The organism is Ruegeria sp. HKCCE4148 (assembly GCF_017872495.1).
In the GTDB taxonomy this organism is placed as follows: domain Bacteria; phylum Pseudomonadota; class Alphaproteobacteria; order Rhodobacterales; family Rhodobacteraceae; genus Ruegeria.
Map to the genome: position 1 here is coordinate 264,695 of NZ_JAEDOS010000004.1, position 20,676 is coordinate 285,370.

17 protein-coding genes and 1 tRNA gene are annotated in these 20,676 nt (G+C 57.3%); 8 read left to right on the forward strand and 10 right to left on the reverse strand.

Going from position 1 to position 20,676, the window contains the following annotated elements; genetic code table 11:
- Positions 1 to 52 precede the first annotated feature (52 nt).
- Genes I9187_RS14660 through I9187_RS22205 form a run of 6 tightly spaced genes read right to left on the reverse strand, consistent with a single transcriptional unit; the run spans position 53 to position 5,885 of the window.
- Complete coding sequence (locus I9187_RS14660; protein ID WP_171175097.1) at positions 53 to 850, reverse strand: MBL fold metallo-hydrolase; 798 nt, start codon at positions 848 to 850, stop codon at positions 53 to 55.
- Entirely contained in the window at positions 847 to 1,653 is an 807-nt protein-coding gene (locus I9187_RS14665; RefSeq protein ID WP_171175095.1) for a TatD family hydrolase, read from the reverse strand. Before I9187_RS14665 ends, I9187_RS14660 begins: the two co-directional genes overlap by 4 nt.
- The gene (locus tag I9187_RS14670) at positions 1,650 to 2,771 is read right to left on the reverse strand and encodes a DNA polymerase III subunit delta' (RefSeq protein ID WP_171175093.1); all 1,122 of its coding nucleotides are present in this window, start codon (positions 2,769 to 2,771) and stop codon (positions 1,650 to 1,652) included. The genes I9187_RS14665 and I9187_RS14670 overlap by 4 nt, the downstream gene beginning before the upstream one ends.
- 3 nt (positions 2,772 to 2,774) lie before the next feature.
- The gene (tmk, locus tag I9187_RS14675) at positions 2,775 to 3,401 is read right to left on the reverse strand and encodes a dTMP kinase (RefSeq protein WP_171175091.1); all 627 of its coding nucleotides are present in this window, start codon (positions 3,399 to 3,401) and stop codon (positions 2,775 to 2,777) included.
- Positions 3,398 to 4,564: a D-alanyl-D-alanine carboxypeptidase family protein gene (locus I9187_RS14680; RefSeq protein WP_209509428.1), complete on the reverse strand. Its 1,167-nt coding sequence runs from the start codon at positions 4,562 to 4,564 to the stop codon at positions 3,398 to 3,400. The genes tmk and I9187_RS14680 overlap by 4 nt, the downstream gene beginning before the upstream one ends.
- 16 nt (positions 4,565 to 4,580) lie before the next feature.
- Positions 4,581 to 5,885, reverse strand: a complete 1,305-nt coding sequence (locus I9187_RS22205; RefSeq protein WP_209509427.1) for an SPOR domain-containing protein — start codon at positions 5,883 to 5,885, stop codon at positions 4,581 to 4,583.
- A gap of 202 nt (positions 5,886 to 6,087) precedes the next feature.
- On the opposite strand from I9187_RS22205, the gene I9187_RS14690 reads away from it, so the two are divergent.
- Positions 6,088 to 6,177: transfer RNA gene (locus I9187_RS14690), tRNA-Ser, on the forward strand.
- Positions 6,178 to 6,552: 375 nt separating this feature from the next.
- On the opposite strand, the gene I9187_RS14695 is transcribed toward I9187_RS14690, so the two are convergent.
- Together I9187_RS14695 and I9187_RS14700 are read right to left on the reverse strand one after the other, a co-directional pair.
- The gene (locus I9187_RS14695) at positions 6,553 to 8,232 is read right to left on the reverse strand and encodes a recombinase family protein (RefSeq protein WP_093964943.1); all 1,680 of its coding nucleotides are present in this window, start codon (positions 8,230 to 8,232) and stop codon (positions 6,553 to 6,555) included.
- Positions 8,229 to 8,645, reverse strand: a complete 417-nt coding sequence (locus I9187_RS14700) for a DUF2924 domain-containing protein (protein ID WP_093964944.1) — start codon at positions 8,643 to 8,645, stop codon at positions 8,229 to 8,231. Before I9187_RS14700 ends, I9187_RS14695 begins: the two co-directional genes overlap by 4 nt.
- Positions 8,646 to 9,320: 675 nt before the next feature.
- Between I9187_RS14700 and I9187_RS14710 the strand changes: the two genes are divergently transcribed.
- Genes I9187_RS14710 through terL form a run of 3 tightly spaced genes read left to right on the forward strand, consistent with a single transcriptional unit; the run spans position 9,321 to position 12,604 of the window.
- On the forward strand, positions 9,321 to 10,715 hold the full coding sequence (locus tag I9187_RS14710; protein ID WP_245223230.1) for a DNA methyltransferase: 1,395 nt from the start codon (positions 9,321 to 9,323) through the stop codon (positions 10,713 to 10,715).
- Positions 10,708 to 11,139, forward strand: coding sequence for a DUF5681 domain-containing protein (locus tag I9187_RS14715; RefSeq protein WP_093964947.1), 432 nt, complete (start codon positions 10,708 to 10,710; stop codon positions 11,137 to 11,139). Before I9187_RS14710 ends, I9187_RS14715 begins: the two co-directional genes overlap by 8 nt.
- On the forward strand, positions 11,126 to 12,604 hold the full coding sequence (gene terL, locus I9187_RS14720) for a phage terminase large subunit (RefSeq protein ID WP_209940228.1): 1,479 nt from the start codon (positions 11,126 to 11,128) through the stop codon (positions 12,602 to 12,604). Before I9187_RS14715 ends, terL begins: the two co-directional genes overlap by 14 nt.
- Positions 12,605 to 13,055: 451 nt before the next feature.
- Here terL and I9187_RS14725 read toward each other — a convergent pair whose 3' ends face one another.
- Together I9187_RS14725 and I9187_RS14730 are read right to left on the reverse strand one after the other, a co-directional pair.
- A complete protein-coding gene (locus tag I9187_RS14725; protein ID WP_209509545.1) occupies positions 13,056 to 14,159 on the reverse strand; it encodes a hypothetical protein in 1,104 nt (367 codons plus the stop codon).
- A 25-nt stretch (positions 14,160 to 14,184) separates the two neighbouring features.
- The gene (locus I9187_RS14730) at positions 14,185 to 14,883 is read right to left on the reverse strand and encodes a Crp/Fnr family transcriptional regulator (RefSeq protein WP_209509546.1); all 699 of its coding nucleotides are present in this window, start codon (positions 14,881 to 14,883) and stop codon (positions 14,185 to 14,187) included.
- Positions 14,884 to 15,001: 118 nt separating this feature from the next.
- Between I9187_RS14730 and I9187_RS14735 the strand changes: the two genes are divergently transcribed.
- The 4 genes from I9187_RS14735 to I9187_RS14750 are packed head-to-tail and all read left to right on the forward strand — an operon-like array spanning position 15,002 to position 20,672.
- A complete protein-coding gene (locus I9187_RS14735; RefSeq protein WP_209509547.1) occupies positions 15,002 to 16,930 on the forward strand; it encodes a DUF3604 domain-containing protein in 1,929 nt (642 codons plus the stop codon).
- A gap of 10 nt (positions 16,931 to 16,940) precedes the next feature.
- Positions 16,941 to 18,821: a DUF3604 domain-containing protein gene (locus tag I9187_RS14740; RefSeq protein WP_209509548.1), complete on the forward strand. Its 1,881-nt coding sequence runs from the start codon at positions 16,941 to 16,943 to the stop codon at positions 18,819 to 18,821.
- 58 nt (positions 18,822 to 18,879) lie between these two features.
- Positions 18,880 to 19,881: a transporter gene (locus tag I9187_RS14745; RefSeq protein ID WP_209509549.1), complete on the forward strand. Its 1,002-nt coding sequence runs from the start codon at positions 18,880 to 18,882 to the stop codon at positions 19,879 to 19,881.
- A gap of 17 nt (positions 19,882 to 19,898) precedes the next feature.
- Entirely contained in the window at positions 19,899 to 20,672 is a 774-nt protein-coding gene (locus I9187_RS14750) for a hypothetical protein (protein ID WP_209509550.1), read from the forward strand.
- Positions 20,673 to 20,676: the final 4 nt, after the last annotated feature.

A 20,676-nucleotide genomic window follows, 5' to 3' on the forward strand; every position in this document is an offset into this window, starting at 1 on the left:
GGCCCCCATGCGGCGCGCGTATTGCGGTATTGCGATGGCGCGGGGCAGGGGTCTACTGCGCCTGATGGATCACCATCCCATCAAAAGCGGGGGTGATGTAGTCCGGAGTTTCAGCGTCAACCGTGGCATAGTCGAGGTCGATATGCATGTTGGTTAACACCGCGCGTTTCGGTTGCAGCTTGTCGATCCAACCCAGTGTCTTGTCCAGATGCGCGTGGGTAGGGTGCGGGGAGCGGCGAAGGGCGTCGATGATCAGGCAGTCCAGCCCTTCCATCTCGGGCCAGGCGTCGTCGTAAATCTCTGCGACATCCGGAAGATAGGCAAGCTGGCCGATGCGGAAGCCAAGAGAGTCGATCGAACCGTGGTTCACTTTGAACGGGCGCAGTGAAATGGGTCCTCCGGGGCCGTCGATGTCGAACGGGCCATCAATGGATTTGAGGTCCAGGATCGGAGGATAAGGGGATCCTTCAGGCTGAATGAAGGCGTATCCGAAACGGCCCAGCAACGCGTTCTGTGTGTCACCGTCTGCCCAGACCGGCACGCGCGTTTTCATGTTGAACACGATCATGCGCAGGTCGTCGATTCCATGCACATGGTCCGCGTGTGAATGGGTATAGACCACACCGTCCAACCGCCCGGTGCCGGTGTCCAGCAACTGGCTGCGCATATCCGGCGTGGTATCGACCAGAACCGAGGTCGTCCCATCCGGCCCCTCGCGTTCAATAAGCAGCGAGCAGCGACGGCGTACGTTCTTCGGATTCTCGGGGTCACAATCACCCCATTGTCCGCCCAGCCGTGGAACGCCGCCCGAGGAACCGCAGCCCAGAATAGTAAAGCGCGTCCCGGTCATGCAGCGGCCTTATACAGCGCGGCCTTGGTGAACAAGCGGTCAAAATTGGCCTGTGTCTGAGCTGCAAAAGCGGCATAGTCCATGCCGAAAACCTCAGCCCCTTTCCGGGCAGTGTGGGCGGTGTAGGCGGGTTCGTTACGTTTGCCGCGATAGGGTGGGGGGGCCAGATAGGGCGCGTCTGTTTCCACCAGAATGCGGTCTACCGGTGCAGTTGCGAAAATATCGCGCAACTCCTGGCTTTTGGGGAAGGCGGTGATGCCGGACATGGACAGGTAAAAGCCCAGATCCAGCGCGGCCTTGGCCAATTCGGCAGAAGAAGAGAAGCAGTGCATAACGCAGGAATAGGGTGCGTTGCGATACTCCTCTGCCAGAATTCGGGCCATGTCATCGTCCGCTGCGCGGGCGTGAATGATCAGGGGCAGGCCAGTGCGCTGGGCCGCTTCGATATGGATGCGCAAGGATTGTTTCTGCACTTCCGCACTGTCAGCGGTATAGTGGTAGTCCAGACCAGACTCTCCAATACCGACGAATTTCGGATGCTGGGCCAAGGCAACCAGTTCGTCGACCGACGCTATCGGCTCATCCGCCGCACTCATCGGGTGCGTGCCTGCGGCATAGAAGACGGGCGCAAAGGCCTCGGCAATCGCGCGTACGCTGGGTTCGTTGCGTAGCTTGGTACAAATCGTGACCATACGGGTCACGCCAGCCTCGGCTGCGCGCGTGATGATCTCGTCCAACTGGCCGTCGAAATCCGGGAAGTCCAGATGGCAGTGGCTGTCGGTAATCTGGGGGGTGTCGCTCATCTGTTCTGACCGGCGGTTTCCTGTATCTTGAACACCGTATCTAGGACCAGAGCGGCAGGGTCAAGGTTCACCGCCTGACCATGCCGTGCGCGTGCTGTGATTGTCGCGGCGACTTCTGCCCAGCGGCGGGCTTGATCGGGGGAAGCCGAAAGACGCATCAGCGTTTCACCTTCGTTTGGGGCCGCTTCGGGTACGGGTGGTGTGCCGGTCGCCCCAGTTAGGGCCAGCCGTGACAAGGCGACATCGATGAGCGTTAGCAACAACTCGAAACGATCAGCGGCACCGCGTTGTGCTGCGGCTTCGGCCAACGCCAGTGCGCGTTGCCGGTTCATACGGGGCAGGGTGCCCAGAATGGCGATCAGCTCGGCATAAATGTCCAGACCGCCAAGATTGATTAACCGCACAGCATCCCCAACTGATCCTGCCGCAAGTGCGGCCAGGTGTTCAGTCTGGGCGGGAACTTCTGTTCCGGTTTGCGACAGGGCGGTTTGCATGTCCTGCGGACTCAGTGGGCCAAGGCGCAGCGTGCGGCAGCGCGACCGGATGGTTGGCAGCAGGCGCGAAGGTTGGTGCGATACGAGCAAAAGTGTGGTGTGCGCAGGCGGCTCTTCCAGCATCTTCAACAGCGCGTTGGCAGCACTGATGTTCATTTCATCCGCAGAGTCGACGATGACCACGCGGCGGCCTCCATCGGCAGAAGACAGACCAAAGAATTTTCCTAGCTTGCGGATATCATCCACGACAATCTCGCCGCGTAATCGCCCCTGCTCGTTGAGTGACCGGGTGATAGTGGCCAGCCCGGGCTCAGCCCCGGACTGTATTCGGTGCGCCACGGGGTGATCGGGATCAATGCCGAGCGTTTCGGGCGGAGGAGGTGCTCCGAACAAGCCGCCGTCATCTGCCGGGGGTGTGGCCAGCAAAAATCGCGCGATCCGCCACGCCAGCGTTGCTTTGCCGACGCCGCGCGGCCCGGTCAGCAACCAACCGTGATGCAGCCTGTCGGAATTGTAGGCCGTCAGAAACGCCTGTTCGGCTGCGTCCTGGCCAAAAAGCCGCGCGGTTTCGCGCGGATGCGGTGCACCCGGCACCTGATCCGGGGAAGGGGTGTCGTCACTCATCGTTTACCGCAAAGCTGCTTGAACGATATCTGTCACATCCTGCGCAACGCTGTCCATGTCTCTGTTGCCATCCACTATGCGAAACCGGCCCGAGAATTCGTCAGCCAGCGCCAGAAAGCCAGCGCGCATTTTCTTTTGCAGATCGGGGCCGAAATCTTCAAACCGCTCTTCGGTGCCTTGCCTGCCTTTTGCGCGTGACAAGCCCGTTTCGGGGTCCATATCAATCAGCAAAGTCATGTCCGGTTCCCGGCCGATCATCAGGTTGTGCAACTGATCCACCAGACCGCGCAGGTTGCCACGTGACAAGCCCTGATACATGCGCGTGCTGTCTGCGAAACGGTCGCAAATCACCACTTTACCTGCCGCAAGGGCGGGTTCGATGGTGCGCTCCAGATGGTCGCGGCGGGCTGCGGTGAACAACAGCAACTCTGTCTCGGCCGACCACCGATCCGGGTCGCCTTCCAAAACAAGCCGGCGAATTTCCTCGGCCCCCGGAGAGCCGCCGGGTTCGCGCGTCAACACGACTTCATGGCCCTGCAGGCGTAATTGATCCGCCAGCATCCGCGCTTGGGTCGACTTGCCTGATCCGTCAATGCCTTCGAAGGTCAGAAATAACCCCGTTTTCGTCACATCGACTCCAGCGGGTTGTTGATCATGTCTTTCAATACGATGCCGCCAACCGTCAACATCCGCACGACAAAGCCACCGACGGCCACGTCCTCGGCTGCCACCAGTGGGCGCCGGATCTCGGGCAGTCCTTCGGGCTTGATCACAAGTTCAGCCAGTTGCTGTCCTTTTTGGACTGGCGCGTTGATTGGGCCGTCATACACAACTTCGGCCTCGACATTTTGGGTGCCCAGAACCGGGAAGAGCACGTTCAGATCACCTTCGGCCACAAGCCCGACGGTCTTTTTCTCACCCATCCACAGTTGGGCTTCGGCTATCGGCGTTTCCGCGTTGGCAACTGTCCTCTCGACAAAATTTCGAAACGACCAGTTAACCACGGCCTCAGCCTCCTCTGCACGCTGGCCGGTGGTGTCGAGGCCGGTTAGCACGAAGATAACGCGCCGATCACCCTGTTTGGCAGAACCGACAAGGCCATAGCCGGCCTCTTGCGTGTGGCCGGTTTTCAAACCATCCGCGCCGATATCCAGCTTCAGCAGCGGGTTGCGATTGCGGGCATTTGACGGCGCGCGGCCGTCGAATTCAAAAACTTCCTCGGCGAAAAGAGGGTAATATTCGGGGAAGTCCGAAATCAAGCGATCCGCAAGAACGGCCAGATCATGCACTGACATCATATGACCGGCGGCAGGCCAGCCGTTTGAGTTGGCAAAATTGGAATTGTTCATGCCCATCTGCTGCGCGCGTTGGGTCATGTACCGCGCAAACCCGGCCTCGGTTCCGTCGGGGCTAAGTGCTTCGGCGATAACGACGCAGGCATCGTTGCCCGACAAAACGATGATGCCGCGCAGCAGGTCTTCGACCGTGACCCGATCCTGAGTGTTCAGGAACATGGTCGAGCCGCCATAGCTCATCGCGTGTTCAGACACAGGCAGGGTTTCGTTTAGCGTCAAGCGCCCGTCCCGCAGGGCTTCAAACGCCACATAGAGCGTCATCAGCTTAGACATCGACGCGGGCGGCAGGGGCTGGTCGGCGTCTTTTGACAGAAGAACAGTGCCGGTGGTCTGATCAATCACATAAGCCGCGCGGGCTGTAGTATCAAAAGCGTGTGCGGGCAGGCCCATGAGGGCAATCCCCATGGCCAGAACGGATGTGCGCATCGAGGCTAACATGCTGCGTCTCCCTGTTTCAGTCGGATACGGTGAAAGCGTCTTTGAAGCCAAGGTCTTTTACGTCCTTCTGAATGGCTTTGCGTTCGGCCCGGGTTGCGGCAGGTCCAACCAGCACCCGCCAGACGGTGTTATTTGCTGTTTTCAGTTCCCGAACAACTGCGGACATGCCGTTCCTGCGCACTTTTTGAGCAGCGGAGTTCGCGTTCTCCTCGACGCTGAAGGTTCCAATCTGAACAAATGGTTTGCTCAGGTGTGTAGTCGCGGTTGTGGTGGCTGCCGCTGCTGCTGGGGTCGCTTCGGTCGCATCAATAGCGGCGGCTGCGCCATCAATCGGATCCAGTGGTGTTTCAGTTATCGCGGCTGGATCTTTCTTTTGCCACCATTTCCGCTTGGCGGGTTTCTCTGCCGGGGCTTCGACCGGCGCATCCGACAAGGCCGGAGAGGACACAGAAGCTGCGGCTTCGGCTGTTACTTCTGCGCCATCCGTGGCTGCATCTGCCGCTGCCACAGCGGTTCCCGCAGCGGCTGCGGCTGGTGCTTTCTTCTGCCACCATTTCCGTTTGGCAGGTTTCTCAGCCGGGGTTTCTGTCTGTTCACTCGCTGATGTTGAAGCCTCAGCGGAGTCGCTGGTGGTATCTGCGTCTGCCGGGGCGTCATCTTCTGTGCCGGCGGCACTCGCGACAACAGCCGTTGTACCTGCCGCGGCCACAGCGGTTTCTTTCTTCTGCCACCACTTGCGTTTAGCAGGCTTTTCAGGATCACCTGTGCTTTGGCCATCGGTTGCCGTATCGGCCGAGGCTGTGACGGTTTCTTCTGCGGAATCTTCGGCCTGTGGGGTCTCGTCAGCTGGGGGTTCTTCTATCTTTTCACGACGCAAAGCCACAACACTAAGTTTTGTGGGGGCACCGGCCAACAATCCAAGCTGTTCAGCTGCCGCGGACGAAACCTGAAGCGCCGGGCCAGGCAAGTTGCGTTCGCGACGGAACAGGGCTCCAGTTACCGATTTGTTGTTGGCCGTGTTTTTGATCACCACGCGCTCGGGTTGGGTCACGTCTGGATGCGCAACCCAAATCCCACCCAGCGAGGGCCGCCCGTCCCAAAGCCCTGCTTCGGTCACACCGAACACGTTTGGCGCTTCGACATCGCGTTGAGACTCACTGGTCGTTTGGGGAAAAAGCTCGATTTTGCCCTCATTCTCGTCGGGCTTTTCCGCTGTTTCCGCGGTTCCCAAGGCCTCTTCACATCCGGCCAAAATCGTTAAAGATAACGCTAGAAACGCCAGCCTCTTGGGCCCCGGGCGTGTCTCGATCGCTCGCTTCATCTGCTTATCCCTTGCCTGAAGGGGTTTCGTTTTCCGAACCCCGCTGCCGATCTGCTGGTTCTGGATGCCAGCCTGTTGCGGTCTTTCACGCCGATCATAACGTGGCTGAAGTGTCATGGAAAGACCGCTGAAAAGTCTTCGGCAAGATTTCCCGTTTTCGACTTGCCTCTGATCAAACTTGGCCTTAGACCCTGCCTTCAACGGGGAGGTGGCAGAGTGGTCGAATGCGGCGGTCTTGAAAACCGTTGGGCGTGAGAGCGTCCCCAGGGTTCGAATCCCTGTCTCCCCGCCACTCATACCTGTCTCACTTCAGTTGTATTTTCTGATCCGGAATTGTTACGCAATTCCCGCGCGTTGGCGCATGCGCTTTCAATCAGAGACGAAGCAAACCGTACATTCAGAGGACAATTCAGGCGCGAGTCTCAGTGTCGCATTTTAGCGGGGTCGCTTTGGGCTGGATTTCCCTGATAACCTGCAATTTACAGGGAATATTCGCAAACCGGGACTGACTTCCGTCATTTCTTCTATCAGAACTGTATGTTTCTCAGAGGTTTATGTTGCAAATTCCCTAAAAGGTGGAACAGGGAATTTCCTCGTGCGAACAGGGAATTGTTCCGCCGGATCAGGGAGGGCGAAGTCTGTATCAGGGACGCAGGAGCTGGAGATGTCAGAAGCCGAACAGGCGTTCCTGTTCGGACCATTCAAGTGGGTGGGTCACGCTGACCAGACGCTTGAGTGTGAGTTCGGGCGGCTGGCTCCCGTCGAGAATCGCCGTTTGAATCTTTGGTGAGAGAAAGGCGAGCTGAGCACGGGTGCGGATGAAGGCGTCAGGGACGCTTTCGCGGCGGGCAATCTCCATCAGTTGAACTCCGGCCTTCAGATCACGGGCCCAGCCATGGGCGCGGATCAGCATGGACCGGAGGTGGGGATCAGGTTGGGGTGCCATGTCTCCGGCGATGACCTTGGCCTCGACGCCGCGGCGGCACAGATCGAAAGATGCGGTGACGTGGGTGAGATCCGGGTGCAGATGATCGGCCGCGATGCCAAGTGCGCTTGCCAGAGTTTTGGGGTTAAATTCGAGGTCGATCTGTCCTCGTGCAAGTTTGCCTTTGGCCAGAAGAGCAGCGCCGATCTGACAGCCATGGCCTAGAAGCCGGGTTACTAAATCCGCAACTGAAGTCTGAACTGCCTCGGCTGACCCGGCCTCCGGCTGCGCCAGTACTTGGTGCGCCGCGGCGGCGTCTTGCAAATGTCTGACGATGACATCAATGACCGCGTTTTCCAGCGCTGGGCCGGGCAGTCGCCAGCCAGAGATATCCTTGCCGCCTGAGATCAGTCGATTGGAGATATAGTAGCGCAACCGTCGGCCTTTGCGCGTGGTGTGGGTCGGCGTCAACCGATCACCAGTTTCGTCATACAGCAGACCGGTGAGCCAGGCCCCGGGGTCAGTGGAGTGTTGGCGCGCATCGGAGTCGCCGCGTGCCCGCGAGCGGTTGGAGGCCTGTCGCATTTTTTCCTGCACCCGGTCCCAGATGTCCTGATCGATGATCGCCGGATGTTGTCCGTCCCAGATCTTATCCTTGTGGCGGATTTTTCCGAGATAGACCGGATTGCGCAGCAGGTAATAGATTTGACCCCGTGACAGCGGACAATCCCCCTTCACACTGCCATCTGTCCGAACAACCCGTTTTGACCGCAGGTCTTCTGCCGTTGCCCGTTCTTCTACTTTGCGCAGGCAACCAAGCTCGTCATAAAGCCCAAAGAGATGCCGGACCGTTCTGGCCTCCTCTTCATTCACCACCAGCGTTCTTGCCTTCGGATCGGGGTGGCGATCATAGCCCAGAGGCAGGTTGCCACCCATCCAAAGCCCCTTCTTCTTCGACGCTGCAATCTTGTCGCGAATACGTTCGGCGGTGACTTCCCGTTCAAACTGAGCAAAGGACAACAGCACATTCAGCGTTAACCGGCCCATGGAAGATGAGGTATTGAAGGCCTGCGTGACGGACACAAAAGAACAGTTTGCCTGTTCCAGCCGGTCGACCAGCTTAGAGAAGTCGGCAAGCGACCGGGTCAGCCGGTCAATCTTGTAGACCACCACCATGTCAATACGCCCGGCATCGATCTCTTCAAGAAGGCGCTGAAGGGCGGGTCGCTCTAGGGTGCCGCCCGACAGGCCACCGTCATCGTAGCGCCCGGACAACAGGGTCCAGCCTTCATGTCGCTGGCTTGCGACATAGGCCGCGCAGGCCTCATATTGCGCATCCAGCGAATTGAAGTCCTGATCCAGACCATCTTCTGAGGACTTGCGCGTGTAGATGGCGCATCGGATTTTACGGCGCGGGCTCATTTGGCCGCCTTGCCGGTGAGCCCAAAGAAACGCGGCCCTGACCAATGCGCGCCGGTAATCTCTCGGGCGATGGCCGAGAGTGAGCGATAGGACCGACCGTTCCAAGTGAAGCCGTCTTCTGTAACGTCGACTACATGGGTCACACTATTCCACTCGCGTAGCAGGCGCCCGCCGGGTTTTAGGGCAGGGCATGTAGGCCGGGGTTTCTTCCCAGAGCCCTTTTCCAGCGTGGCTTTGACCTGGCGGGGTAGCCTGCCATGACGGCGGGACTGCATCTCAAAGGCGATAAAGCGGCGCAGAAAGGGTTGGCTGAGCATGGCGGGGGCGGGTTGATCAAACAGTTGCTGCCAAAGCGTGACCAGATCCGATCGACCCATGGCGGCGAGATCGGCGACATCGCTCGTCTTGGTCATGACGCTTCTCCAGTTCCCGCCGCCAGATGATATGTGGATGGTCCATTTGGTTTGTCGGATGTCCGCCGTTCAATTGTGACGCCTTTTTTCCGCAGACCGCTTAGAGCTGCTCGGACCGAATGAGGCTGCCATCCCGTTGCTTTGCAGAGCGCCTCAAGGCTGGCGCCGCTCGGGCGGCGCAACAAGTGTTGCACTTTGTCAATTTTGGTTTGCTTCCGCTTGGACATGTATTGTCTCCTCTGATTTGGGGCTGGCTAGATGCCGAACCCCGGTACCGAGGAGCGCCCGAATGGCTCGGGCGTGGGTTCAGTGATGCGTGGTTGACGGCAACAGTCCAGCTCTTTCTGAAGCGATTACTTGAGGCGTGTGTTTTGAAGGGCGTTGCTGGCGTACCCCCGATTATTCGTCAACAATCTTAATTGGTTACTTTTAGTTTGGGGGGTTGCGTCTCGTATTGATGGCACCTACATTCGACCTAATCGCCCGGACTATCAGGGCGGGAAACTGCTCCCGCAGGCAGCACTCATTGGAAACACAGGTTTCCGCAGAGAGCATTCAAAGGAGCAACGTCTCGGATCGATTGGTCCGGGGAGTTGCGATTTGTGCTCTCTCCGATTTTCCAGCGCGATCCCTCCATCTCGACGTCCGCGCGGCGTCACGCAAAAGGAGGCGGTTATGCCTGCCAAAAACACACACAGCGACGTTCGGGCGTCCAATACGCCTATCTGGATGGCCGAAAAAGTTATCCAATCCCAGATCAGCCAGATCAAGCCCTACGCCAACAACAACCGCGTGCACGCGGCCAAGAATGTCGACAAACTGAAAGCATCGGTGGCCCAGTTTGGCTTTGTCACTCCGATCCTGTTGGATGGTTCGGGCACAATCATCGCGGGTCATGGCCGCTATGAGGCCGCTAAGGCCCTGGGGTTGAATTCCGTACCGACTGTTGTCGCGGATCATTTGTCAGAAGCGGAAGTGCGCGCTCTGCGCATTGCGGACAATAAGCTGGCGGAATTGTCGGACTGGAATGAAGCGGCGTTGCAGATCGAATTTGCCGAGCTGATGGACCTCAGCCTTGATGGCGAGTTGAACTTTGATCTGGACATCACAGGGTTCGAAACACCGGAGATCGACATCATTATCGACAGCGTCGGTGAGGTGACGGTATCTGTAGCGGAAACTGTTGAGACGCCGGACCCTGCGGCACCCGTAGTCACGGAGCCGGGCGACCTCTGGGTTCTCGGAGATCATCGCATTTTCTGCGGGGACGCCCTTCAAGCCCAGAGCTACGACACCTTGCTGGAAGGCGAGACCCCGCAGATAGTCTTCACCGATCCGCCTTACAACGTGCCTGTCAATGGGCATGTGCGGTCCGGCAATAGCGCCGAACACCGCGAGTTTGCCATGGCGTCGGGAGAAATGACGGATAGCGAGTTCCGCGGCTTTCTTTCAGGCGCGATCACGCAGTTGTTTGACTGCCTGCCGAACGGAGGCATCGCGATGATCTGCATGGACTGGCGTCATATCGAAGAACTGATTACGGCGGGCAAAGCAGCTGGATTGGACCTCATCAATCTCTGCGTCTGGAACAAGACGAACGGAGGCATGGGCAGCCTTTATCGCTCAAAGCATGAGCTGATTTGCATTTTCAAGAAGCCTGGTGCGCCGCACATCAACAACGTCGAGCTGGGCAAACACGGGCGCAACCGGACCAACGTCTGGGATTACGCCGGTGTGAACAGCTTTGGGGCAGGGCGCGAGGCGGATCTCGCGGATCATCCCACGGTGAAGCCGACAGCTCTGGTTGCAGATGCCATCATGGATGTGAGCCACCGCGGCGATGTCGTGCTGGACGCCTTTGGCGGGTCCGGCGCGACTCTGCTGGCAGCTGAGAAAACCGGGCGCCAAGCGCGGCTTATTGAGCTCGACCCGGCTTATGTCGATGTGGCCATCCGCCGTTGGCAGGAGATGACCGGTGATAGCGCCGTGCACGCGGTAACAGGCCAGACGTTCGATGCGCGTTTTGCGGCCAACGATACCACTTCAGAACAGGAGGTGGGTCATGTCTGACGATACGAAAGAGTATGAGGTCGGCTACGGCAAACCGCCCAAAGCGACCCAATTCAAAAAAGGCCGATCCGGCAATCCGAAAGGGCGGCCGAAAGGTGCCAAGGGGGTGAATGCCAGCTTGAAACGTGAATTGGAAACCAAGATTACGGTTCGCGAAGGCAGCCACGAAATCCGGATTTCCAAGGCTGAGGCAATTGCCAAGCGGTTCACGGCAGGCGCGTTGAAGGGCGACACGAAATTGTTGATGGCGCTGCTTAAGCTGGACACAGATCTGTTCAACGCAAGTGAATTGGACGCGCAAGAAAGCGTCCGTACGGTTGAGCCCGACGCTGTCGACTACGACATCCTCCGGGATTTCTTTTCCAGCCAACTGGACGGTGACGGTGATCTGGAAAACGAGGAGGCGGAAGATGACGACTCCTGATCCAAAAATCGTCGTGCAAGCCGCTCGCGAGGTTTGCCGGGACAATTTCTTTCCCTTCGTTTGGCGTGTGTTTGGCACGCTGCACCAGGGAACTGACCGCAGCTTTGATCCGGCCTGGCATGTGCGGGCCATGTGCCATGAGTTGGACAATGTCCGTCGAGGCGAAAACAAGCGACTGATCATCAACATCCCGCCACGTTGCCTGAAATCGGTCACCGTGGCCGTTGCATATGTCGCTTATCTTCTCGGTCATAACCCCAGCGCCAAGATCATCGTTGCCAGCTATGGGTTGGATCTGGCGCGCAAACATTCCGAAGATTGTCGTCGGATCATGTCTGCGCGCTGGTACCGGGAAATGTTCCCTGAAACGGTCTTGGCTAAAAAGTGCAACACCTCAGAAGAAATCCGCACCACAAAGGGAGGCAGCCGTAAGGCTGTCTCCATTGGAAGTTCTGTCACCGGTCATGGCGCCGATTACATCATCATCGATGACCTGCTGAAAGCCGGAGATGCCGGCTCCGAAGCCGAGCTGGTCAAGGCGCAGGAGTTCATTGAGGGGACCTTGTTGTCGCGCTTCGACAATCCGGCCGAAGGGCGTGTGGTTATGGTTGCGCAACGGTTGCACGAGATGGATCCGCCGGGTTATCTGCTCGAACGCGGGACCTACCGGCATCTGAATCTGCCTGCCATCGCAGAAGGCCATGAGGTGGTTCCTCTTGGGCGTGGAAGGGTCATGCGCCGCAAACCGGGTGATCTCCTGTGCCCGTCCCGTTTGGATCAGCAAACGCTGGATACCAAGCGTCGCGAAATGGGCGCGGCCGTGTTCAATTGCCAGTATCAGCAGAACCCCATTGCTCCCGACGGGTCGCCCTTGCGCTGGGAGTGGTTTGGCACCTACGAGACCATCGAAGATCGCCGCTGGTTCCAACTGGTGGTTCAGAGCTGGGATACGGGCATGTCGGCAGACCCCCGGTCTGATTTCTCTGTCTGTACAACCTGGGGGTTCCGCGAAAATGCGTGGCATCTTATCGACGTCTGGCGCGGGCAGGTAGACTACCCAGACCTGAAAGCCAAGGCACTGCAACTTGTCGGCCGTTGGGATCCCGATCGTGTCCTGATCGAAGATGCGGCCTCCGGCAAACCTCTTTTGGACGAATTGTTTCGTGATGACCGTCGGCGCTACGAACGCATTAAACCCGACAAGGACAAGGAAACCCGGTTCCAGTCCGCTTGCGGTCCTGTCGAAGAGGGCAAGGTTTATCTGCCTGCAGATGCACCCTGGCTGCCGGTATTCAAACGGGAGCTTCAGTCCTTTCCACGCGGACGCAACGACGATCAGGTCGACAGCTTTGCCCACTTTCTGAACTGGTCCAAGGGACCGGGCTTCTACCGGGCATTGGGCCGCGACCACCGGATCAACATCGAACGTCGGGAGCGTAATCGAGAGAGGGTCAGGCGACGGTAGGATCTCGGAGTTGAGCTTGAAAACTCGTTGAATAGTACTGGGAGGGCCGATGTCGGACCAATCCTGAGAGCGGCCCCAATGACCGCTCGCAACCACAAACCGGTCTAATCGCTAATGCCGTCGGATGACGGCTTTGAGCCCTTCCCGACCGATGCAGCTTTTGTCACGAACGGGCAGAATGCCGACCTTACGGACCTTCGCTGCGGGCACGAGAAGTCAGAGTTCGCAGAAACCAAGGCGGTCAAGATGGGCGGGAAGCAGACCTTCGCTGCCCCTGCCAAATGAATAGTTGGTATTTCAGGAACCGGACGTTCAGATCAACCAAGTATGAGTAAGATTTCAATCAACGTCTGACAGGATTGGCAATTGCATTACGAAAGAAAGATCAACTGCCTTAACTTGTGCGATTACCCAATGAAGCAGTTTCAGCGCAGTTCGAAATCTTAGGCTGTCACTCAATTGGAGCGAGTTTGGTTTGGATGACGAACCGCGTGACCGGATCAACGTCTTCGTTTTCGAGCAAAGGTGCAAACTGGCTGTCCAGACGAACTTCATTCCAATTGCGCATGGCAATCGCAATCTCCAAAGCCGACGAGTGATCCTGTTCCAACTCACGAGAAAAGATCCTGATGATCTGATCTCTGATCGCCGGCGAGACCGTACCTGAGTCAGCCAAGGCGCGAATGAGGGATCGTTTATGGTCCTGCTTGAGGTTTGCCGACCCTAACGCGGCGTCGACAGCCGCGATCGCGTCTGGTCCATCGACAGAAATCCCAGCCAGAGCCCAATCATACGCATACCCCGAGCCTTGAAGAACCGACCTGGGATATCGTGATCGGACAATTTGCGTGGCCTTGTCATCGTCGACCTGCAGGCCCAGCAATCGGATCGCGACCGGAACGAAGCTCATACGAGAGAGGCTGTCGAACTCGCGCAACAACTCGTCTGCAGCAACCCTATTGCGCAACAATTGGATACTTCCATACGGCGCTCGGTCGATTTCGATCAGGGCGGTGTCTCTGAGCATCCGATCTTCGTGCGCAAGGTATCGGGCAAAAAACACAACGCGCGCATCTGATGCCGTTGTGCGGTCATGCCATGGCTCTGCTTCGGCCCAAAGCGCATCCAAGAAGCTTTTGCGCTTTGGGGTAAGCGTGAAAATCCTTGTCCATTTCCGTGACATACCGCGTCCGGCACCATCCTTGGCAACGGTTCCGTAGGTCAGCAGAACTGTCATCTCGGGATCAGCGCGGAAGGCAGCGCGGGTTGTGCTGTCGATTAGAAAGGGGATTTCGGGAAGTCTTTCAAGATCGTCCTGTGTGCCTCTAATGATTTGAAGTGGAGTAAATTTGAACGCGTTGTCCGGCGCCGGTACCGCCAAAACGACGACATCTGCCGTGATCAAATGATCCGCAAGTGAAGTCTCGGGCAACGTGACGCAAATTTGGCATGCCAAAGCCGAACGTGGGTCGAACACCCCAAAACAGAAGATCAGAACGATCGTTAAAACCCGAGAAAAAGTCAGGAAGGGTCGTTCCCAAAATCGGTTGTGCATATTATGAGCCCCAGCAAGCATAGCTCTATTCCTCGACCACGCGACGCAACCCGTCCAAATCGAGCAAGACGGTGCGACCATATTCCAAGCGTATCAGGCCTTCGGTCGCCATTTCTCCTAAATACACCGAGATCTTGGACAGGGCGATATTCGACAGGTCCGCAAGTTCCTGCTGGCTGGCTACAACGGTGTCTGTCGGTTCGGCACCCTGCAAAGCGCCACGCCATCCGCCCAATCGCAAAAGCGCGGCCGTGATGCGTTTGCGTGTGTTTCGTTGCGCAAGGTCATTGGCCGCTGACATAGCCAGCAGCTGATTCATCGAGGCAAGGCGGGCAAATGCCTCCCACAGATCAGGGCGTTCGTTGGCCAGTGGCCGAAACCGGGAATAGGCGATCCTGACCAATCTGACACCGCCTGCGGCCTTCATTTCCACCAGACCGTCAACGCCAAGCAACAACTCTGATTCACCGAACCAGGCACCGGGGTGGTGGATATGACCCAAGACCGGCTCTATTTCGGTCAGGGCGAGGCGAACCTGAACCTTTCCCGAGACGGTGCCATAGAGAAAGCTTTGCGGCCCACCAATAGCGTAAATCGTTTCCTTGTCCTTGTACGTGACGATTTCGGAAATCTGTTTGAGTTTTTCTAAGCTTTCTTGAGATACGCCTCTTAGCCATGCTGAAGAAAAGATAGGGAAAAATGTATCTTTAGATTCCTTCTTCATCGCAATTACCCCATTTGGGAAAGTATTTGACAAACCGTTCTGTTAGCTTTGCCCAATAACGTTTACGTTACAATAGTATAAATACCTGATAATAAACAATATTATGGGGACATTAGGGATGCATTCCGCTCAGAATTCTCGTGAGTTTCTGTTCTCCACTTCTGCTGTCAGCTGCGCTGCAATTACTTGCATTGCAGGTATAATAGCACATTCGGCAGTAGCGCAGGATGCGCCCAATGTTGCACCAGATCGGGCTGAATACTCCCCATACCCGGAACAAAGTTTTCCTAATCAGGTCTTTTTCGGGGATACGCATCTGCACACATCCTATTCGTGGGATGCCGGATTGGTCTTTAACAAACTGTCCCCAGCAGATGCCTATAAATTTGCCAAGGGCGAAACGGTAGTTGCGTCTACGGGCATTCCGGCAAAACTGCAGAGGCCGCTGGATTGGCTGGTAGTTTCCGACCACTCTGACGGTCTTGGCATCGCCCCGCTACTGACGCGCGCTGATCCTACTTTACTGGAAGACCCTCTGGGCGCAGAGCTGTATGAGCTGGTCAGCCAGAAGACGATCGAAAGCACGCAGGCCGCTTATAACTTGTGGCTTGGCCGCGCCTATGAAGGCACGAACCATCTGGCATCGGATCAAAATATTCCCAAAGTTCCGTGGGAAGAGATCATCGATGCCGCTGAAGAGGCCAATGTGCCCGGCAGCTTTACCGCCTTCATCGGATATGAATGGAGCTCGGCCCCGGACGGCAATAACCTGCACCGTGTCGTCGTCTATCGGGATGGTAAGGAAGAGGCGAATACCCGTATTCCTCTGTCCAATGAGCTTAGCAATGATCCCGAGGCACTGTGGGACTGGATGGAGGACTATCAGTCCGAAACCGGAGGCCAGCTTCTGGCTATCCCACATAATGGGAATCTGTCAAACGGGCTGATGTTCGACGACAAACGCTTCTCGGGGGAACCTCTGTCTGCGGAATATGCCGAGCGACGGCAACGTCTGGAGCCTCTTTACGAGGTGACCCAGATGAAAGGGGATGGTGAGACGCACCCAGCCTTGTCCCCGGATGACGCCTTCGCGGATTTCGAAACATGGGATAAAGGCAGCTTCGGAACTGAGGTCAAAACACCTGAAATGTTGCCGCGTGAATATGCGCGATATGCTTATCGTCTGGGGCTGCAACATGAGGCCGCGCTCGGCACCAATCCGTTCAAGTTCGGGATGATAGGATCGACGGATGCACATACGTCCTTGTCCACCTCTCGCGAAGAGAACTTTTTTGGCAAGATCACGGCCCTTGAACCTTCGGCCCATGAGATGCGCTTCAATGAAGCCATAACCGGTCGGCTTGGCGACGAGGCGAACCAGATCAAGGCATGGGAGACGTCAGCCTCGGGGTTGGCAGCCGTTTGGGCACGAGAAAACACCCGCGAAGCCATCTTTGACGCCATGATGCGGCGCGAGGTTTTTGCGACGACCGGTACGCGTCTGCGGGTTCGGGTTTTTGCTGGTTATGACTTTGAAGAGACCGATCTGCCGCGTTCGGACTTCGACGCCCATGGTTATGCGAACGGCGTGCCGATGGGCGCGGATCTCGCCATCAGCGATGGTCGTGCGCCGCGTTTCATGGTGCGGGCCCTGCGTGATCCCGATGGCGCTAACTTGGACCGTATCCAGATCGTAAAAGGGTGGATGAACGCGGACGGCACCACCACGGAACGGGTGATCGACGTCGCCTGTGGTGGACGTGACCTGATTGACGGAGCATGTGACGGTCCGGTGGGCGATACAGTGGATCAGGAAACCGCCACTTGGACCAACGATATCGGGCAGGCCATTCTGGCTGGTTTCTGGGAAGACCCGGATTTCGACCCAGCGCAATCGGCTTTCTATTACGTCCGCGTACTGGAAATTCCGTCCCCGCGTTGGACCACCTTTGATGCCAAGTTCTTTGGCACTGAACTGCCTGAGGGCGCTCCAATCTGGATCCAGGAACGCGCCTATACCTCACCCATCTGGTACACGCCGTCCTGAGGATTTCACCATGTATTTGAAAGCACTTACAGTATCAGCCATTGCACTATCTTCGGCGGCCTCCGCGCAGGACGCGCCACCGTGGAACCCGGGGGAGCGCGAATACTCACCATATCCACAAGAGGATTTCCCAAACCAAGTCCTGTTTGGCGATACCCATTTGCACACGTCCTACTCTCCGGATGCAGGGATGATCGGAAACAACCTTGGACCCGAAGAGGCGTTTCGCTTCGCAAAAGGCGAAGCGGTTGTGTCTTCGATGGGTGTTCCGGTTCGCCTCATTCGTCCGTTAGACTGGCTGGTGATCTCAGATCACGCCGAAGGGCTTGGCGTCGCGCCTATGCTCAAGCGGGACGACCCCGCAGTATTGGATACCGAATTCGGTCAAACGTTGCATGGTTATGTCAAGGATGGTTCAGCCGAGGCGGCTGGAGAGGCGTGGAACCTGTGGGCCGGCTCCCGGTTTGAAGGTAAGAACCCATACTCGAACAACCCCGATTTCTCGCGTGGTCCATGGGAAGAAACAATTGACGCAGCGGAATCCGCAAACGAACCGGGTTTGTTCTCGGCGATTATTGGGTTCGAATGGTCTTCAACTCCAAATGGAAACAACATGCACCGCGTGGTGGTTTACCGCGACGGCAAGGACGTCGCGAACGCCCGTGTTCCGCTTTCGTCGGATGCAGGCGTAAACCCCGAGGACCTTTGGGATTGGATGGAGGCGCTTGAGGAAGAAACGGGTGGGCGCGTGCTTGCCATTCCGCACAACGGCAACCTGTCAAACGGGCTGATGTTCGACGACACCCGGTATGGCTCGGATGAAAAAATTGATCAGGCCTTTGCCGAGCGTCGCGCGCGATGGGAACCGATCTACGAGGTCACCCAGATGAAAGGGGACGGTGAAGCGCATCCGATGCTGTCACCGGGCGACGAATTCGCGGATTTCGAAACATGGGACACGGCCAATTTTGGCTCCGATGCGAAAACACCGGATATGTTGCCGAACGAATACGCTCGACCAGCATTGCGAAGGGGTCTGGTTTACGAAGCTGAATTGGGTGCAAACCCTTTCAAATTCGGCATGATCGGATCAACAGACGCGCATACCTCGCTGCCCACAACGCGTGAAGAAAGTTTCTTTGGAAAGGTTGCGCAGCTTGAACCCACTGCTGACCCCGTTCGGTTCGAAGAAACCATCGCCGGAAGACTGGGTGCGCCTGAAAATGCGATCCATGCGTGGCAAACATCAGCTTCCGGTCTGGCGGCAGTCTGGGCGCGCGAGAATACGCGCGAGGCGATCTTTGACGCGATGATGCGTAAAGAGGTTTATGCAACCACCGGAACGCGGCTCCGCGTTCGGGTCTTTGGCGGGTATGAATTTGAAGCATCCGACCTCCCTCGGTCGGACTTCGCGGCGCATGGCTACGCCAATGGCGTACCCATGGGGGGTGACCTGAGAAAGAGTGAAGGCCGTGCGCCGCGATTCCTAATTCGGGCGTTGCGAGACCCGGACGGGGCCAATCTGGATCGTGTTCAAGTCATAAAGGGTTGGCGGAATGCGGATGGCTCCACCAGCGAGAAGGTCTATGACATTTCCTGCGGCGGGCGCGAGGTGATTGACGCTGCCTGCGATGGTCTGGTGGGCAATACCGTCAACGCGCAAGAGGCGACCTATACCAATGATATCGGCCAAGCGATCCTCGCCGGCTATTGGGAAGACCCCGATTTCGATCCCGCACAAAGCGCATTCTACTACGTCCGGGTTCTGGAAATCCCGACGCCGCGCTGGACGACCTATGACCGCAAGTTCTTTGGTGTCGAACTGCCGGAAGGCGCGCCTGAGACCATTCAGGAACGGGCCTATACATCGCCCATCTGGTACACGCCCTGATCCTGAACCCCCCAAAAAAGAGCGGCAAACGCGTGAAGTGATTTGAACGAGGTGACTAATGAAGATGTTTTTGCGTGACAAGCGCCCGATGATGGGCGCGGCCATCATTGCTGCCCTTACAGTTCTGCCGGTAAAACCTGCGATTGCGGTTGAAGGAGGGTTGGGCGCCTATTTTCTGGGAACCAGAGATACGTTTGCCGGTTTTGTCCCCGAGCCGGGAACTTACACAAGCCTGACATTCGACCATCTTGATGGCAGCGTGGACGGCGTTTCGCTTGCAGGTCTTCCGATCGCAGCTGACGCAGACCTTGAACTTAATCTCTGGCGACTCGGTGTAACTCAGGTTTTCGACGCGCAGCTCTTTGGCGGTACACCCGCATTCAACCTTACGGTTCCCTTTCCTGTTGCCGAACTCACGTTCACGGCAATCCGCCCCCCTTTGCAGGGTGCGAACATTGACGACACGCTCTCCAGCTTCGGGGACCTCAGTCTGACCGGTTTGGTGGGGTGGCACCGCGGTAATCTGCATTACAGCACGGGCCTGACCGTTTACGCCCCGACTGGCGAATTCAATACCGCAACTATTAACGTTCAGGAGCGCACCGTCCAAGTTTTGAATGCAGGCAAGAATGTCTGGTCGTTCCAGCCCTTCTTTGCCGCGACGTGGTTCGTTCCGGAACGTGGTTTTGAGGTTTCAGGCGCGGCCAGCCTGTTGTTCAGCGAGGAAAACGATGCGACCGACTACCAGACGGCTCCTGCGTTTCAATTAGAGGGCGCGGTTGTGCAGCGCTTCCGCTCGGGCTGGGGCGTTGGCCTTGCTGGCTATACTTACCATCAGCTTGAGGATGACAGTGGCGCGGGTGCTGAGCTTACCCGCATCGCCCTGGGGGCCAGCAGCCTGCGGGCTCAGGTCAGCGGCATCGGACCTCTCGTGACTTACGAGGGCGGAACGCTGTTGGGTGCCGATGCATCCCTCAAGCTCAAATACACACATGAGTTTGCGGCAAAGCGGCGGTTCGAAAGCAATATCCTGACGGCCGTGGTTTCATTGGCGTTCTGACCCGCGAGATTATTAACATGAAGCCGACACTGTCATGGGTGATTGCAGGAGTTCTGGTCCCTTGTGTTGTCCAGGCACAGGAGACTTCTGAGTCTTTGCAATCTGCCGCGAACGACCCGACGGCGTCGATCATGTCGTTTCAGCTGCAAGGGTTTCATTCGTTCAATCTGCATAACTCGCCAGAGGACAGCAGCTTGCTGCAGTTCCGCGCCGCGATCCCGTTTACATTGGGGTCAACCAACCACATTGCGCGGCTAACTCTACCTTATGTGACGGACAGCGCCACCGGGCAGTCGGGGCTGAGCGACACCACCCTGTTTGACCTCGTAACCTTTGATCGGCGCTGGGGTCGTTTCGGAGTGGGGGCTGTAGCTCTGTTGCCCACCGGTGAGGATGGATTGAGCGCGGAAAAATGGGCTCTGGGACCAGCGGCAGGATTTGCGAAACAGGAAAAATGGGGACTTTGGGGGCTTTTCAACCAAAACCTGTTCACCATCGCCGGGGATGACGACCGGCCGGATGTCAACCTGTCCACAATCCAGCCTGTGTTCAATTACAACCTTGGCAATGGCTGGTCCGCCGGAACGTCCGAAATGGTGTTCGTTTATGATTGGGAGGCCGGCGGATTTAGCAGCCTACCACTGGGGGTCAAAGTGTCCAAGCTCGTCAAAGGCGGAGGTCTGCCCTGGCAGTGGTCTTTGTCCTACGAACACAACTTTGACGATGACACGATCTCGGCCGCCGACACGGTGAGCTTTACGTTGAAACTGCTGGTGCCCAAGGGCGTCTGAAGAG

Bases quoted from the DNA above. Each gene is read 5' to 3' on its own strand.
- I9187_RS14695 (WP_093964943.1), bottom strand. From the start codon at position 8,232: ATGAGCCCGCGCCGTAAAATCCGATGCGCCATCTACACGCGCAAGTCC.
- I9187_RS14660 (WP_171175097.1), bottom strand. From the start codon at position 850: ATGACCGGGACGCGCTTTACTATTCTGGGCTGCGGTTCCTCGGGCGGC.
- I9187_RS14730 (WP_209509546.1), bottom strand. From the start codon at position 14,883: ATGAAGAAGGAATCTAAAGATACATTTTTCCCTATCTTTTCTTCAGCA.
- terL (WP_209940228.1), top strand. From the start codon at position 11,126: ATGACGACTCCTGATCCAAAAATCGTCGTGCAAGCCGCTCGCGAGGTT.
- I9187_RS14725 (WP_209509545.1), bottom strand. From the start codon at position 14,159: ATGCACAACCGATTTTGGGAACGACCCTTCCTGACTTTTTCTCGGGTT.
- I9187_RS14715 (WP_093964947.1), top strand. From the start codon at position 10,708: ATGTCTGACGATACGAAAGAGTATGAGGTCGGCTACGGCAAACCGCCC.
- I9187_RS14665 (WP_171175095.1), bottom strand. From the start codon at position 1,653: ATGAGCGACACCCCCCAGATTACCGACAGCCACTGCCATCTGGACTTC.
- I9187_RS14700 (WP_093964944.1), bottom strand. From the start codon at position 8,645: ATGACCAAGACGAGCGATGTCGCCGATCTCGCCGCCATGGGTCGATCG.
- I9187_RS14740 (WP_209509548.1), top strand. From the start codon at position 16,941: ATGTATTTGAAAGCACTTACAGTATCAGCCATTGCACTATCTTCGGCG.
- I9187_RS22205 (WP_209509427.1), bottom strand. From the start codon at position 5,885: ATGAAGCGAGCGATCGAGACACGCCCGGGGCCCAAGAGGCTGGCGTTT.
- I9187_RS14745 (WP_209509549.1), top strand. From the start codon at position 18,880: ATGAAGATGTTTTTGCGTGACAAGCGCCCGATGATGGGCGCGGCCATC.
- I9187_RS14680 (WP_209509428.1), bottom strand. From the start codon at position 4,564: ATGTTAGCCTCGATGCGCACATCCGTTCTGGCCATGGGGATTGCCCTC.
- I9187_RS14750 (WP_209509550.1), top strand. From the start codon at position 19,899: ATGAAGCCGACACTGTCATGGGTGATTGCAGGAGTTCTGGTCCCTTGT.
- I9187_RS14735 (WP_209509547.1), top strand. From the start codon at position 15,002: ATGCATTCCGCTCAGAATTCTCGTGAGTTTCTGTTCTCCACTTCTGCT.
- I9187_RS14670 (WP_171175093.1), bottom strand. From the start codon at position 2,771: ATGAGTGACGACACCCCTTCCCCGGATCAGGTGCCGGGTGCACCGCAT.
- I9187_RS14710 (WP_245223230.1), top strand. From the start codon at position 9,321: ATGCCTGCCAAAAACACACACAGCGACGTTCGGGCGTCCAATACGCCT.